Raw genomic sequence first — 15,905 nt, 5'->3', positions numbered from 1 at the left:
TTAGTCTATTTTTTCAAATAAGTGATTCATTTTTTTATCTTTTCGATTTGTTAATAAAAATTGAGGCAATCCAAATTTTTGATGATTCATAATAATCCCCTCATCTAAGTCTATCTCCATTTCTTGATTAGCAAAATACTCTACAAAAAGATGGTAATTTCTTAGTTCAACCAGTTGGTGATTATATTTCTCTCGGTCTTTCCTAGCTTTCACCACGGCTCGAGGAGTTTCATTAATTTCAATAATTTGATTCGTATATTCTTCCAAACGTCCTAAAGTAGTAATCAATTGCAATAAATAATCGGTTCTCAATCTCGCTGTGAGTTGTTTATCGTAACGATGTACATAGATTAATCCCTTAAAAGCTTCTTTCTTACCACTATTAAATAGCCAATAAATCGGTCTTTTTTGATAGATTTTAAGATGATCTTTATAAAATTCTTTCATAAAATAACTTCTAATTCGCTCTCTAGCTTCTTCATCCTTTTTTAAACCGAGTCCTTCTCCAATAAATTGTAGGTTGACCTCTAACATGGACTCTCCGAATAAATAACTCACTAATTTCTCAATTTGCTTCACTATATCATCTTCAAAATATCCACTACTCGTAATTGGGATAATATTAGTGCGATCTGGCTGAAATTCTTGATATGCATTTGAATCAAATTTCCCACCTGCAAAAAATAAGCCTAACTCATCCAAAGTATAACGACCGAATGTTATTCCAATCAAATAAGACAAAAAGGAGCGAACATCATTCGCTTTATTGCTTCTATATAATGTTAATTCCTCATCAATAACTTTCGGTGATAATTCTTTCGTTAACTGGTACTCTTGAATAAAATACTGATTGATTAATTTTTGATTGGTCGTTAATTGTTGAATCCTAGCAGTTGTTATTTGTTGCCAATTTTCAAAAATACGACTTAAATTTTTCTCATTCTGTTGATAGGATAAAAATGGATGTTGCTTAAATTCCCATGATGTTTCAAAATCATCCCAATCCTCTTTGGCTAGCTGGATATTTGCTTTAACTAATTTTTCTATTTCTATGGATTTATTAAATAAGATTGGCAATTTTTCAATATCGCTGACGAAGGTATTAACAGTTGGATTTAATACTTTTAATAAATATGCTGTTACTTTAGAATTCAAAAATCCCAGCAACAATAGATCACCATTAACGATTAGTGGAGAAGCATCTCCAAATAACGTTCGCTGATCTTGCATTCTAAAAGAAAAATAAGAAGAGGAGATTCTTGACCATGTAATTCCTTTATTAAAATAATATTTTTTTGCTCTTAATCGGTAATTTTTTTTCGAGTAACGAATATTTTCGCCTTCTTTATATAAATCAATTACATAATCATGATTTCCAAAATATAACCGCTGACCGCCACCTTTATTAATTGGAAACCATTTTTTCATGAATGTATTTTCTTCAAAATTACTTGTACTATTCAATAAACTTAACTTTGTTTTATCAATTTCATACCATCTTCTTAAGTGTTTTTTGTCATCTCCTGTCATAATTCCAGATTTAACCTCGTACAGTTCACCCAATGACTTATAATTCTTTTCTGAAAATAACTGATATAAATTTTCGCTAACCCAATAAGCGATTGGTGCACCGGGAATCCGATAAAAGACATCCGTGTTTTTTTCATAACGATAGGATACAGATGGATTAATAATGGCTTCTCTCACCTTCAAAGGTTGATTTTCACTTCCTTTAAAATCAAATAAACGAATATAGGTTCCTTTTTTATTTCTCTGCTTTTTCTGTAAAACAAAAGTACAAATTGTCACAGCTGCATCCTCAAAAGCTCCATATTCTAACTGAACTAAATTCGCTATTCCACCATTTTCCAAAATAAAATGACGCAACTTTTCATGGGAAGAAATAAACATCCATGTATAAGGTGTCATCATAGCTGTATATCCACTATTTTCTGTCATAAAAAAACAAACTTCAATAAAGGCTGAATATAAATCAGCTTTTGTTTCAGGATAATTTATTTTCATAAATTTTTTTAAATCAGAATTGTATTTATTATGGTACGGTGGATTTGTGACAACAATTGTATAACTCTGTATTAATAGTTGGGCTGTTTTTAAAATTGGGGCTAAATTGCTTACTAATTCTTCTGCTAATGCTTGTTCATACAAATCTAGTTCTTGTCGTTCCTTTAACTTTTCAAGTTTCGTATATAATGGGTTTATTGAGATTGTTCCCATTTTTAACAATGAACCAAATTGCGTTGCGTTTTCAAATTTTCCTTCCAACTCTCGAATTTCATCAATTTCCTCTGAATTAAAAAGCCATTCCAAGGCTTCAATCGAAATTGGTTGAGTGACATCCTTAAACACGGTGATATGGAATTGAAACGAATTGTTTTGTCTTAATAATCTAGGTTGTCGTGCAAGTATTTTAAGTAATAGAGCAACATGACTGACTTGATAAGACCGTTTGTCTACTTCTAAGCCAAATAGATTATTCTTGATAATTAAATCAGGAATTTCTTTTGCGAGGTAACCTTGCTCTTCATACATTGTATAAAATAAATCAAAGGCCTCAATTAAAATATGACCTGATCCACATGCTGGATCAATTAGTCGAATGTCTTCTAGTCTCGTTGCTTCAGGAGAAAAACCATTTTGTTGAGGTTCATTAAGATAAAATTCCCACTGATCAAAAAGTTTACTTGTCGGATATAATTGATGATAATAACGACCTAATGAGTTTTGTAACATATACTGAACAATCCATTTTGGTGTAAATACTTGTGTAACAACTGGCAAATGTTGCTTGGCAACCTGACTATTTTTTGATCCGCCAACTTGTTCTTTTACTTCTGCATGGTAATACTGATACAGCCAGCCAATGATCTCAACGTTTTCCCAATCTTCCTTATCTGTTTCATTCATTAAATTGTCAATGATCTGATGTTCATTTAATAAATAGTCTGGTAATAATAATTCTTCAACATCATCTACTGTAGAAAATGCGCTAGGCAAAATGTCACCTAATTGTTTACTTTGTTGTATCAATAAATACTTAAACAGTTTATCCGTTTTTTGTTCTGATTTTAATTGCCAAACCAAATTAGAATCAAGATGCAATACATCGACTAATTCCATAGCATGAGTTAGGGCATCTGGTTCTTTTTTTAGTGGATTTCTGGATGATAATAGCAGCATTCTGATTGGTAAGTAATCATGAAATTCCATGTAACGAAGCGCAATAATCCGATTAAACCATGTATAAGCCACCTCTTCAATTAAACGTTCATAAGCAGATTCATACGTACTACTTTTTTGATACTTTTGCATTTTCACAACTAACTTTTGATACAATTTCCGTTCTTCCTTATCCATAGGTACACCATTTATTACCATTTGATCTGCTACTTTAGTGACCTCTTTTAGGCCTTCTGATGTACAACCGAATGCACTTGCTCGGATACGTACACCCGTCATCAATTGTGTTCTTGTTTGTGTTGCAAATTTTTTTAATGCTGCTTTATTCAAAAAAACATTCCTTTCTTTACTGCTATAAAATACGAATGATTTGTCCAGCATTTAAAGCAGCTAATAGTTTAGATTCAATCTCACTTAAATAATTACGCAGTTCATTTTCCGTTTGAATATCAATGCTTTTAATTGGTAAGATATCCTTTTTCTGAAAGATCTTTTTTTGTGGTTCCTTATTTATTTTCTGTTCCACTACAGGAATAGTACTAATTGATTCTGATTCTTTTTTTATTGAAACTTGCTTTTGTTGAGCTTTCTCATGCCTATTTTCTGCATCTATAATTCGTTGTACTTGTTGCAAATACTTATCTGTTAAATTTTCAATTTCAAATTTATATCCATTTAGAGTACTTAAGGTTTCAGCATGTTCTATTTTGTCCTTTAAACGATTAAACCCATCTAAAATACTACGTTCTAATTCTTTTTTTGCTTTCGGATACGTCGCAATATTTTCGAGTAATGCTTCTTTACTCGTTTTTAAATGACTTAAGATTGGTTCACTAGCAATCTCCAATTCTTCCACCATGTGTCTAATAAATTCTTCATTTAAAGCAGGCAGTTCTTTCAACAAATGATAGGGATGACTTTGCTTTAAAATCTGACAAATCTGACTTCCCGCTTCTCTCACTTTTTCATTCACTAGTAAATTAAAATCTTTCTCATAACGCTCTTTAAGGGTAGTTGATTTATCATAAATTGGCATATGATTTTCAAAAAAGCTTTTCACAATGTATAGTTCGTCGTAGCAACTTAAAATTTCCTCTTCTTTATCAAATAAATAACGCAGTAAATCCTCTGTATTCTGTTTATTAATAATTAATTTTACTTGCTTAATCCCTTCATCAATCAATTCTTTTCCTGGATAAAACTGATGGTGGTAATTCATTAGATACTGTTCAAGTTCAGTCAATTGTTTTTGATAGACCTCCCTAATTTGTTGTGCCAATAAGTCTTCCTTTAGACGATCCAATTGCTTACCAGTTGTATCTTTTACTAATGAAATTGAGATACTAATATGCTTTTCAGGAATTAGTTTTCTTTGTCCAATTACGATTTTTTCTTGATAATTTTTCCTAGTTACGGTTCGTACAAATTGGGAATCTGTATAGGGATAATTTATACCATCTTTTTTAAAAAATATCTTTTCATCTTTTAACAAATAAATGAAACTTGCTATTATATCGACTTCACGCCAGCCAGTTGGCTTTTTCATAAATTGTTGAAGCATTTCACGTAAGACAATGGTACTATGTCGTTCTGTTTGCAGTTTTATATCTTGAAGTAATTCTTCCGTTGCCAGATGATTGGGATCTGTTGAATTATCTTGAAAAATATTTCCTTGCGTATATTTAACTAATCCTGCTAACTCATCAACTTGATAGTGCTTTGTCATATAGGATAGTTTTGAATACATATGCTCGATTAATACACCTAAACTCTTATTAATTTTAATGATTGGAGTATGAACTTTCTCTTTAATGACCATCCCATTAACATAACAAATACCTTGTTCTAGGGCTTGGTGTAATTGAATTTTCAGTTGTTTTCCAAGTTCACTATGTTCACTAGTTTTACGAGTAACGATTTGACGCGTTATTTCGGATAAATTTCCTGACATATGACTACGTAAATATTCTTGTATTTTCATTTTCTTTAACATGTCTTCATAATATCGACTTGTCTCATTTAATATGATGACAACTTGCTGATTTTTAGCAGATAAAGCAATCATATTTTCTAATGAATCAGCTTCTTCAAAGTATGGGGTAAGTATATGCACACCTAAGTTCGCAGCACTATTATTGACTGCTTGCCCATCAATCCAAGTCGCAATATCATAATGATAAACAACACTTTTTCGATTCTCAAATGGTTCATAGGAAAAGCGTTTTAACTCTAGGATATCTTCAAAAATCATTTTCCCAATTTGATGGATCACTTTGTTATTTGAAACTTGAACTTGATCAATTTCACGATTAATATCTTGTTCTTCATTTGTTAAAAATACATATTCTTCACTATTTTTCTGAATTAAAATAGATTTTTCTAGACGCTCTAATGATGCTTTGATTCTTTGAGAAAGAAGCAATTTGTCTTCATCCACTCGAGTGATCATTAATGTCACTAGATTTTCCAGTGTTGCTGGTACTTCTTTAACATAGCGAATTAAAAATAGTAATTTCAAAACAGAGATATCCTCTTCTTCCAAATCATCACTTTGTTTTGCTTTAATAATTGAAGAACGAATTGAATGTTCTAATGCTTGATCAATGCTTTCATAGAAAATATAAAAAGGAACCAGTAATCCAACGTTCTCATTCTGATAATGTAAGGCTGCTTGTTGAATAGCTTCCAACAAATTACGTTCCCCGTCGGCCAAATGCTTCCCCGCAGATCCGTGTTCTCGAATACTAGTAAAGACTTTTTGCAACAAATGAAATTGATACGGAATAAATGGATAGACTTCTTCAAATTCTTTTTTATCTTTATATATTTTCATATCCACTGTTTTTTCTGAGAATACTAATTTATTTTTAAGACTTGATTCAATAATAGTATAGTTTTTTTGCAGTAATTGACTAGCTTCCTCTTTTTTATCCAACAATCTTTTTTTAATAACTTCATCGGCATTTGCACTACTTAAGCTTAATTTTAAATGAAAACGACTCTGAATTTTAGAAAAATCATTCATTGATCCGACACCTTCTTTTAGTGCTTCAATATCTTGTTGGCTAGTAACAATAACCCAAACTTTTCCATTGGTTAATTTCCCTAAATCTTCAACTAAGGTTTGCAAATTTAACATTAATTTTGTATTATCTGAAATATATTGTCCCATTTCATCTACCATAAAAATCAAACGATAGCTCTCTTCTTGATTTGCTACATATTTAGACACTCTTTTTGTGAAGCTATCCACGCTGAGTTCATAATTTTCTTCACCATTTTCAATCCAACGGCGAGCGCTTTCTTCGCTTCTGCCTGTTGCCTTAACAAGAGAATGTACCATTTCATCCTCATTATAATAAACTTCATCTCGTCCTTCTTCCCAAGTTAATCCACTTTCTTCTTCAAAAAATGCTTTAAATTTTTCATACTCCCCTTTTTCTACTAAAATTTCTTCCAAATGAGCCAACCATGGAATTGAAGAAGAGTAGCCTAACATTTCATTGAATACTTTATTAAATACACGAACAACAGCTAGTTTATTTTGTTTATTATCTGATTCCGATTTAGAATCAATATTAAATAGAACAACTTGATTTTTTTGCCCAGAAGCTAGTTTAATCTTCTGAAAAAGATGTTTATTTTCTATTTTTTCATCAAAAAATTCAATCGGAAGTTGCCCTTTATCTAAGGGTTCATTAGCTAATAAATACGATAAAATTTTTAAAAAATGTGATTTTCCTGAACCAAAGAAACCTGAAATCCAAACACCCATTCGATCTGTTGGTTCATTTAATGCATGACAATATGCACTAAAAAATTGCTGCATATGCTTTTGTAACTCGCTAGTAACAACGTATTCCTCTAACTCTTGCAATCTGTTTTCATTGTCGCTTTGCCCTATTTTTATAACACCTTTAATTTCTCTTGTAATATCTTTTGTAAATAATTGTTTAATTTCCATCCACTTATATCCCTCATCTTTCAACCATGCGAAAAGCACGATAATAATGATCATCTTTAAATTCATTAAATAACCTTAAACTATTGTCTTCGTAAACACCGGGATAACATAAAATAAGGGGTTGCCCTTCAATCACACTTTGCAAATTATTTAGCAAGATATGTGAACGTAAGATTGGAAATACTTTGCCTACTCCTATAATGACAACAATTGCAGACTCAATCAGATGCTCTTCGATATAGCGAACAAAAACATCTTGTTCCGAAGCAATTTTCAATGCTTTTCGCATTTTTGAAAAAAGTACATCAATTCCCTTTTCATGCTCCATTTGACCATTTTTTTCTATGTAACTTCGTTTTTCAAAAAAATGAATCATAATTGCATATAAATCAAAAATTTGAATAGATTCACCCCCATCTTTTTTATTTAAATAATCACGAATATATCCTACTCGTTTTCTAACTTCAACTTCATCTTTTGGATCATAGTCAAAGATATGAAAACCAATTTCATTCCCTAAGCCTTTATTTTTTGAAAAATCCGGATCTGAAACTTTTTCTCTAAAAGCATCCATTCTTGCAACAATTGTTGACATAGCGACAATCCTTTTCTTAATTAGTTTTTAGTTATAGCAAGGATTAGTGAGTATTTTTTCCCAACCAATCCAGTATTCTGTTGAAATTACATTTTTTAAAGTAGTTAGCTGAAGTTGTAAGGAAACTATAATTCCCGATACCTGACTAATTTATAGTTTGTATCTTATAGTTAAATGAATATTTTGCAGGTTAAGCTTGCTCGTATTCTTCATAATTTTCTTTAACTTTTTTGGGAATGCTTTAACATTTTTGAGAATGCTCTAACATTTTTCTTGGGTTTAAACAATTTACTTTTTAGAGCATTTTCTCTATTTGGCGTTTAAATTTTTTCATATATCTTATGGGTAACATACGGAAATAGTTTAAATTATAGTGATTTTCTTAATTTTACTATTCTTCATTTAGCCGATTTAATAAAGAATCCTCTATTTTTAACACCTCCAATCATACTTTTACTATTCTAACAATTTAAAAATCATTTTAATAACGTTTGAAACTTTACCTATAACAATCTTTTCCACTTGTTTTTTGCATTGAAATAAGCAAAAAGCTGTAACCTTCGAGCTAATATTATAGAGACTCTTTCTTCTTATCTTAAAATAAATAGGGTGTTTTTATGTAGTATTAACCAACATCTTACCTGATAAAACAATGCTATAATGTAGTAATATATAGTCAAGGGCTATAGTTTTCTTATAGAATCAGCTATAATGTAGTATCCTTTAAAAAATGGTGGAAAGTTGATTGGCTATAGTTTCCTTACAGAATCAGCTATAATGTAGTAAAATCGGTTGTAAAAGATATGATTAGTCTGCTATAGTTTCCTTACAGAATCAGCTATAATGTAGTATAATTACTTTGTTACAAAGGACAAGGTCGGCTATAGTTTCCTTACAGAATCAGCTATAATGTAGTTTCGAAAACAACCACACGATGGATGGATGCGCTATAGTTTCCTTACAGAATCAGCTATAATGTAGTAGCGTTTAAATTATTACTACCGTTTATCTAGCTATAGTTTCCTTACAGAATCAGCTATAATGTAGTGGATTCAATGTGGTATAAAGCGTTGATTCAGCTATAGTTTCCTTACAGAATCAGCTATAATGTAGTAGTACGTTCCAGATGTGAGTCATAATCTCGGCTATAGTTTCCTTACAGAATCAGCTATAATGTAGTCTGAATCATACAAAGAACAATACATTTGATGCTATAGTTTCCTTACAGAATCAGCTATAATGTAGTAAGGAACGACAACCCAATGACAACCAAACTGCTATAGTTTCCTTACAGAATCAGCTATAATGTAGTAATAGAAAACAAACAAGCGTTAAAGGTGTTGCTATAGTTTCCTTACAGAATCAGCTATAATGTAGTGGTTCTTAACGTTTATCAGCAAAGACTTGTGCTATAGTTTCCTTACAGAATCAGCTATAATGTAGTACCCTAAGCAAAAAACCGCAGAACATCAACGTTTCTGCGGCTTTTTTGTTGGCTAAAAAATGGACAAACTTGAAGAATTTACCTTCTTTTCATTCTCTAAGTCGTCCCCAACTAATAATTTCATGCTGGAAAATTGTTTTTCCGTCATACAAACCATTCTGACTGAACCTTGATTTGGTAAATGTCGTTCTAATTTATGCTCATATTTTTTAACCATATCATATCCACTACAAATACGATAATAAACTGAAAACTGCATCATTACATAGCCTTCATTTAATAAATAATTTCTGAATCTCACTGCTTCTCTTCGCTCTCGTTTTGATCCTACTGGTAAATCAAACATGACAAGAATTCGCATAAATCTATTCATACTCATGTGGCCGTAGTACCATTAAATCAGGTACTTTTAATAAGGCGGCACTATTATTTTTACAACAACTTACAAAAGACGCTGTTGTTTTCTTCAAACCATTTGCGAGAGAATGATATTCTTCTTCAATTGGAACTTTAGTAAAAAGTAGTGAAAAAAGTTCTCTTTTCATTTTTGATGTTAACAGTAAATCTTCTAAATAAACATTTTTGGCAACCCATAAGTCAACATACGGTCGAAAAGGTTCAATTAAATCATCAACTAAATTAAAAGGATTCAACTCATTTCGATGAAAAACGCCAAAAGCTGGTTCCAATCCATACGCACAAATATCCCTTGCTATGACTCCCCTTAAAATTGAATATCCATAGTTTAAAGCTGCATTCTGAACATGGTCATGACGCCGATTAAATCCTTCCCCAAACAATTCCAGAAAGTAGATTTGGGCTGCCTGTGATTCACAAAAAGTTTGGTCCCCTTCCTCAACCCTACTAGCTAAATCCAATAACGTTGCAACCTGATTTTTTCCATTCAAGGCTAAGCATTGTGCTTGATTTATAATTTTTTGTTGAATAATTTTTTTCCAAATTCGTTTTTTTGTCCGTTTTAGTAAGTTCATTTGAAAATGTAACGTTTGTAATTTCCTTGAATGATTTCCTAATGGCAATAAAACTGAACATGGTAAATGACGGTCATCACAAGTAAATAATGCTACTTGATTCTCTGCTAAAAAAGAAATTGTTGGAATTGTAATACTACATTGTTTCGTTTCAATCATTACGCTTAAAATATCATCAACTGGAATAGTATACATTTCTTCCTGTTGAATAATCAATTGTCGCTTTTTAATACTTAGTTTTGCCGGATTTTCAATATAGATATTTCTAAATGCCATACTCACCCACACCCTTCTTTTTTGACTGCTATTCCAATCTTCCTAATAAAATTTCTGAAATTAAACCATCTCCATGATGTCTAAAATAATTTGCAACTGCTGGTTCAATGATTAGTTGATTCAAATGTAAACCTTCCTCACATTCCTCGACAAATCCGACTTCACTAAGCCACTCTAAGTATATTTTTGCTAATTTTAAATACTTTAAAGGTTTTTTATTCTTCTTTCCTTTATAATTAAAAAATTGTTCAAAATGGTTGAAAGATAGTTCTGTTTCAAAGAATAATCGTTTCTCAAAATACAAACTTCTTAAACATTCAAATAACAAAGAATCCTTTTTTATCATTGTATACGCTAAAATTATTTTTGCCGTTCCACTATCAGATATTAAAAAATAATCTAATAAGCAGGAATCCATCCAATTAAACCGAGCATTCATCTCTTGAAATAACATTTTTTTCATTTTGTATGAGGTACATTGAAATAAATTATCTTCCATTACACAGTCTTCCAATTCATTCCAGGTTTTGCTTTGACTAAGTTGTTGGGCAATTTTTTTACTTTCCCAATAATATAATTGCCTTATTGTCTTCTCATTGCTCATTCTTGTCACTTCCTTTTTCTTTAAAATGCTCTTTTAGCCATCTTTGTGAGTATCCATATTTCTTAGTTAACTCCGACACACTATAAAATTTATATTCCTTCTTTACTTTTTCTGAAACTAACTGTTTGTCATACATTTTCATTGGAAATGTAAGTTGCTGCCCCTTAAAAGACTCATAAATTTTAATCAAATTTTCCTCCCCAACTAATTCATAAATCTCTCGATAAGACTTCACTAAACAATCCGAATCAATTTTCATATTCATTCCCCCTACTCTAAAGATGATTCTATTTTATCAACAATTCAATTGTTTTAATAATGGTCTGACCATTATTTTCCACACGCAAATAAACAGATAAAGCACACTCTCCCTTTCGATTTATCAACAAATAAAAACAGACTTAATTGACCAAAAGCGGGTTCAATTAAATTTGCCAGATAACTATAACGAACTATCTTTTATTTAAACAAATCTGATTATCTTTTGACAAAAAATAATACGTTGCTCTCTCAATTGATTTCTATTAAAATAAGTTTCTCTTTTTCTAATTCACTAATTAGGTTATCCTTAATTAGATGAAACTTCTGCCACACACACACGTATAATCGATGATTTAGTTATGTGATTAAATAAAAGACTACACAATTAAAAAATTGTGTAGTCTTTTATTTTACTTGCTATTAATCAATATAATCATAAATAGTTTCAAGAAATTTTGTACGTTCTTCTTGGCTAATCAAGTTAATCCTTCCTCGATTAAGCCATTTTGGATGATGCATTCCAATATCATTCATCGGTCCTTTAAACAAAACATGTTCAATTGGATTACCAAAATCATTTCTCATTTCATCATCGGTTAATTCTGATGTTGTAATAACCGTCGTCCGATCAATCTTAATCAATGGAATCAGTTGAGTTTGTTCATCATTATATTTTATCATTCGTCCAACTAACATAACTTTATCAAAGAATCCTTTGATAATTGCTGGAGCCTCATACCACCAGATAGGGAAAATAAAAATCACTTCATTGGTTTCTTTTAATTGATTAATATATCTATCTACTAATGGATCACTTGATAAACCTTGAGAATATAATTTTAAATCTGCTTCTACAAGAGTGGGATTAAATTCTTCTTTGTATAAATCAATTACAGAGTATTCTTTGTTTAACTGCTCTAACTTATCTGTTACCTGATCTAAAATCGCTTTGTTGTAACTTCCATGCCATGGATGTGCAAAAATAATAGTTGTTTTCATTTTTATTTCCTCCTAGAATTTTTTATTCATTGCTGAATAATGTTATACTAATCTATAACGGTACGTTACAGTCAAGGAGGAAGAATGGAAAAATTACTATCTATTGGAAAATTCGCTGAATATGCTGATATTAGCAGGCGAACATTAATTTATTACGATGAAATTAATTTGTTCAAACCAATTGAATTAAGCGAAAAAGGCTACCGCATGTATTCAATTAAACAGTATGAGCAATTTGGACTTATTTGTACGTTAAAAAATTTAGGCTTTTCTTTGGATCTAATTAAAAAATATATTTACAAAGAAAATCCTGAGACTCTTCAAAAAGATATTCTTAGTTTACGTGATAGTATTCGACGAGAAATGTCCGAATTACAACGTATGGAAGATTCCTTAACGACTACTTTATGGCGACAAGACTATGTTAAGAACAGTAAAAAAGGTGTAATTGTTAGTGAGCAGCTACCGGCAGAACGGTTCTATGCTTCAAAAAAAAATGATTCCTGTGAGGGTTTAAACTACTTTAATGATTTTGGAGATTTTTACCATAGTTTAGATAAAGAAGAAATGTTGACAGGATTTCCTACAGGCTACGTGATTTTGAATAACGAACGCAATAAACAAAATTTTTCAAAATCACCTTATCGCTTTATCCGAATGACCAATCAATCAATGATTAAAAATGATCCTTCACAAAGTATTATTATAAAACCTGCAGGTAGATATCTGAAGTTATTTACCACTAATTCTGAAGAAGAGATTAGTAAAGCTTTATGTTTATTGGAGGAAGAAGTTAAAAAAAATAACGACCAAATTATAGGAGATTACTGGATAGTGAACTGGAATGAACATTTAGTTAGTGATGTAAACAAACAATTAATCGAAATCCAAGTAAATGTTCAATTATAAGAATAGATGTACTGCCTGCTAACTATTGGATAAGTAAAAAAGTCATTCTTTGCTGGTTTAGCAAGAATGACTTTTTCTTATTTTAGTTATCTCTATTTCTGCTCTGGCTTAGTTTCATCAAATGCTTCATACGCATCGAATGGCGATTGAGGTTTATGTCCGCCACGTTGTCCGCCCATTCCTTTGCCGAATCCAGGAAAACCAGCATGAACTCCGCCTGGTCCAAAGTCTTCCATACCATGATTTCCAAATCCGCCAGGACGACCTCCACCAAAAAAGCCTCGTCCATCTGGTCGACCGCTGTATCGAACATCCTCTGGCATTTCTGCTTCAATTGCTTTAACTAGCTTAGCCATAATCTGACTAAATTGTTCTTTTTCTTCATCTGTAATTGCATCAAAAATTGAATTTTCATCAGCTTGATTTAATTTCTCAGCCTCTTTTGCTCCAGCATCGGTTAATTTAACAATCATCACGCGTCTATCTTGTGGAGAAGGCTCTCTTGTCACAAATCCAGCTTTTTCTAATTTAGTTAATAATTCACCTAATGATTGAGGACGCATATCTAATAAGAAAGTCATCTCTTTTTGAGTAATTTCTGGCTGTAATTTTAAAATACTTAAAATCCGTCCCTGTCCTCTATGGGGATTTGCATGTGGACCATGTTCTCTGCGTTTCCAAGAAAAATAACGATGCATTAAACCTTCTAAGTTCAAATACTCTTCCATTAAGTCTTCTTCTTTAAATTCCTTCGCCATCTTGATTTCCTCCTTGATTTGAGTTCCCCTTAGTTAATCAGGTTCCTTATAAAACTTATTATGAAGTCCTCGTACAAAATAGTCAAGCTCTCAATAGGAAATTAAACGGCTGTTTGATATTGACTGTAGTAAATATCATAGTAGGTGCCTTCTTCTGCTAGTAAACTATCATGGGTTCCTGTTTCAACGACATCTCCATGATCCATTACAACAATCTCATCTGCATCATAAATCGTTGATAACCGGTGAGCAATGACAAAGCTTGTCCGCCCTTTTAATAATTTACGCATGGCTTTTTGAATCAAGACTTCGGTTCTCGTATCTACATTGGACGTCGCTTCATCTAAAATTAAAATTTCTGGGTTGGATAAAAAAGCACGGGCGATTGTAATTAATTGCTTTTGTCCTTGAGAAATATTGCTAATTTCTTCATTTAATACTGTCTCGTAACCATCAGGTAATTTGCGAACAAACTCATCTACAAAAGCAGCTTTGGCGGCTTCCATAATTTGTTCCTCTGTAGCTGTTGGGTTGCCATAGCGAATATTATCGTAAATCGTACCAGAAAATAACCATGTTTCTTGCAAAACCATACCGATTTTTTGATGTAGTGCTTCATGACTTAAGTTACGAATGTCGGTTCCTTTAATTCGGATACTTCCGCCAGAAATCTCATAAAAACGTTGCAACAAATTAACTAAGGTTGTCTTCCCTGCACCTGTATGTCCAACAATTGCAATCATTTCTCCTTTCGTTACTTCTAATGAGAAATCTTTCATTAACAACTGGTTTGGCGTGTAACCAAATTGAACATGGTCAAAACAAACTTCCCCATTGTCCTTCTTATTTTCAAATTCGTCTTCATTATAGAACTTAATTTCTTCAGCATCTAAAACTGCAAAAACGCGTTCTGCTGAAGCAACTGTTGATAACACACCATTCCAGATTTGAGAAAATTGGCTGATTGGTTGTGAGAATTGAGTGGAATACTGTAAAAATGCTTGTAAATTCCCAATAGACACTTGACCTAAAGTCACTTGAATCGCCCCACCAGCAGCAATCACCACATAAATAACATTTTTCAAAAAAATCATCGCAGGCATCATTGAACCACCAAAGAATTTAGATTTCCAACCAGATTCATACATTTGGTCGTTTAATTCTTTAAAATCTGCTAAAGCTTGTTTGTCATTGTTAAAACTTTTAATGACTTCATGCCCGTTAAAGGATTCTTCAATTTGTCCATTAAGGGAACCTAAGGTTTTCATGTATGTGCGAAAATTGGCTTGTGTTCGTGGCGCTAATAGTTTCATAATCACAAGACTCGATGGAATCGTTAAACAAGCAACCAACGTTAACTGCCAACTAATAGTCAACATCATCCAAATTGTTCCAACAATCAAAATTCCACTTGAAATTAATTGGGTCAAGCTCTGTTGCATCATTGTCGCAATATTGTCCATATCGTTAATTGCAATCGACATTAAATTGCCGTTTGAATGTTGGTCGAAATAAGAACTAGATAGCACGTTGATTTTTTGTTTCATGTCGTTACGTAAGCGTTGCGTTGTTTTTTGAGAAACAATGGTCATAGCTGTTTCTTGAAAAAAATCAGTTAAGAATTTGCCTATATAAAGAAAAGCAACAATCATTAGAATTTTAGCTAATTTTTCAAAAACTACACCTTCTCCATTGCTCACATTTGTAAAAATTAAGGTTGTCGCTTGACCTAATATTTTTGGACTAATAACTTGCATCACCGTTCCGCCTATGGCTAAACAAAATACTAAGATAAGCAAGCCAATACTACCTTTCGTATAGCGAATCAGACGTTTAACTGTTTGCCATGGATTTTTTGGTTTTTCTACAATGCCTCCTGGTTTCATACCACCCTTTGCCATT

General features: G+C 31.9%; 11 protein-coding genes and 1 CRISPR repeat array. Of the genes, 1 reads left to right on the top strand and 10 read right to left on the bottom strand.

Annotated elements, in window-relative coordinates:
* The 8 genes from pglX to BR43_RS16440 form a co-directional block, all read right to left on the bottom strand.
* Complete coding sequence (gene pglX, locus BR43_RS16475) at positions 1 to 3,531, bottom strand: BREX-1 system adenine-specific DNA-methyltransferase PglX (protein WP_051934011.1); 3,531 nt, start codon at positions 3,529 to 3,531, stop codon at positions 1 to 3.
* 22 nt (positions 3,532 to 3,553) lie between these two features.
* Entirely contained in the window at positions 3,554 to 7,231 is a 3,678-nt protein-coding gene (gene brxC / locus BR43_RS16470; RefSeq protein WP_157464084.1) for a BREX system P-loop protein BrxC, read from the bottom strand.
* A complete protein-coding gene (locus BR43_RS16465) occupies positions 7,179 to 7,760 on the bottom strand; it encodes a DUF1788 domain-containing protein (protein ID WP_034563932.1) in 582 nt (193 codons plus the stop codon). The genes brxC and BR43_RS16465 overlap by 53 nt, the downstream gene beginning before the upstream one ends.
* A gap of 682 nt (positions 7,761 to 8,442) precedes the next feature.
* Positions 8,443 to 9,204: direct repeats of the CRISPR family, unit length 36 nt; unit sequence GCTATAGTTTCCTTACAGAATCAGCTATAATGTAGT.
* 52 nt (positions 9,205 to 9,256) lie between these two features.
* Positions 9,257 to 9,583 carry a CRISPR-associated endonuclease Cas2 gene (gene cas2, locus BR43_RS16460; RefSeq protein ID WP_034563930.1) on the bottom strand — a complete coding sequence of 109 codons (327 nt, stop codon included), beginning with the start codon at positions 9,581 to 9,583 and terminating at the stop codon, positions 9,257 to 9,259.
* Complete coding sequence (gene cas1, locus BR43_RS16455; protein ID WP_034563929.1) at positions 9,570 to 10,472, bottom strand: type II CRISPR-associated endonuclease Cas1; 903 nt, start codon at positions 10,470 to 10,472, stop codon at positions 9,570 to 9,572. The genes cas2 and cas1 overlap by 14 nt, the downstream gene beginning before the upstream one ends.
* A 28-nt stretch (positions 10,473 to 10,500) precedes the next feature.
* Entirely contained in the window at positions 10,501 to 11,076 is a 576-nt protein-coding gene (locus BR43_RS16450) for a BrxA family protein (protein WP_034563927.1), read from the bottom strand.
* Positions 11,066 to 11,335, bottom strand: coding sequence for a hypothetical protein (locus tag BR43_RS16445; protein WP_051934009.1), 270 nt, complete (start codon positions 11,333 to 11,335; stop codon positions 11,066 to 11,068). Before BR43_RS16445 ends, BR43_RS16450 begins: the two co-directional genes overlap by 11 nt.
* Before the next feature lie 422 nt (positions 11,336 to 11,757).
* Positions 11,758 to 12,336, bottom strand: a complete 579-nt coding sequence (locus BR43_RS16440) for an NAD(P)H-dependent oxidoreductase (RefSeq protein ID WP_034563923.1) — start codon at positions 12,334 to 12,336, stop codon at positions 11,758 to 11,760.
* Positions 12,337 to 12,420: 84 nt separating this feature from the next.
* On the opposite strand from BR43_RS16440, the gene BR43_RS16435 reads away from it, so the two are divergent.
* Positions 12,421 to 13,245 (top strand): MerR family transcriptional regulator, encoded by an 825-nt coding sequence (locus BR43_RS16435; protein WP_034563921.1) that lies wholly within the window; start codon positions 12,421 to 12,423, stop codon positions 13,243 to 13,245.
* A 92-nt stretch (positions 13,246 to 13,337) separates the two neighbouring features.
* On the opposite strand, the gene BR43_RS16430 is transcribed toward BR43_RS16435, so the two are convergent.
* Both BR43_RS16430 and BR43_RS16425 read right to left on the bottom strand, forming a co-directional pair.
* Entirely contained in the window at positions 13,338 to 14,003 is a 666-nt protein-coding gene (locus tag BR43_RS16430) for a MarR family winged helix-turn-helix transcriptional regulator (protein WP_051934008.1), read from the bottom strand.
* 101 nt (positions 14,004 to 14,104) lie between these two features.
* Complete coding sequence (locus tag BR43_RS16425; protein ID WP_051934007.1) at positions 14,105 to 15,904, bottom strand: ABC transporter ATP-binding protein; 1,800 nt, start codon at positions 15,902 to 15,904, stop codon at positions 14,105 to 14,107.
* Position 15,905 lies beyond the last annotated feature (1 nt).

Source organism: Carnobacterium gallinarum DSM 4847, assembly GCF_000744375.1.
In the GTDB taxonomy this organism is placed as follows: domain Bacteria; phylum Bacillota; class Bacilli; order Lactobacillales; family Carnobacteriaceae; genus Carnobacterium; species Carnobacterium gallinarum.
This window is presented reverse-complemented; position numbering and strand designations above follow the sequence as displayed.